This is a genomic window from Dyella sp. 01L423, from assembly GCF_056399945.1.
Map to the genome: position 1 here is coordinate 1 of NZ_JBFTSI010000034.1, position 548 is coordinate 548.

The window sequence follows — 548 nt, forward strand, 5'->3', positions numbered from 1 at the left end:
GTGCTGCGCCGCTTCCCGCACCAGTTCTCGGGCGGACAGCGGGCGCGCATCGGCATCGCCCGGGCCTTGGCCGTGAAGCCGGAATTCCTGGTCTGCGACGAATCGGTGGCGGCGCTCGATGTCTCGATCCAGGCCCAGGTCCTGAACCTGTTCATGCGCCTGCGGGAAGACCTGAACCTGACCTACCTGTTCATCAGCCATGACCTGGGCGTGGTCAAGCACATCAGCGACCGCGTGGTGATCATGTATCTGGGGAGGGTGGTGGAGTCGGCGCCCACCGAGGACGTGTTCGCAGCGCCGAACCACCCGTACACGCAGGCGCTGCTGGCCGAGGCGCCCAAGCTGGAAGTGGGCAAGAAGACCTATGTGGCGATCCGGGGCGAGATCCCGTCGCCGCTGAACCCGCCGCTGGGCTGCCACTTCCACCCGCGCTGCCCGCACGCGATGCCGCGCTGCCGGGAGGAACAGCCGATGCTGAAGGAGATCGCGCCGCTACGCTTCTCGGCGTGCCATCTGAACGATATGGCTTGAACGGGGCCCCTCCGCCC

General features: G+C 67.3%; 1 protein-coding gene. It reads left to right on the forward strand.

What is annotated here, in order from left to right:
• Nucleotides 1-531, forward strand: a 531-nt coding sequence (locus AC1DMY_RS20925; protein WP_477166763.1) for an oligopeptide/dipeptide ABC transporter ATP-binding protein, incomplete at its 5' end; no start/stop codon positions are given.
• Nucleotides 532-548 lie beyond the last annotated feature (17 nt).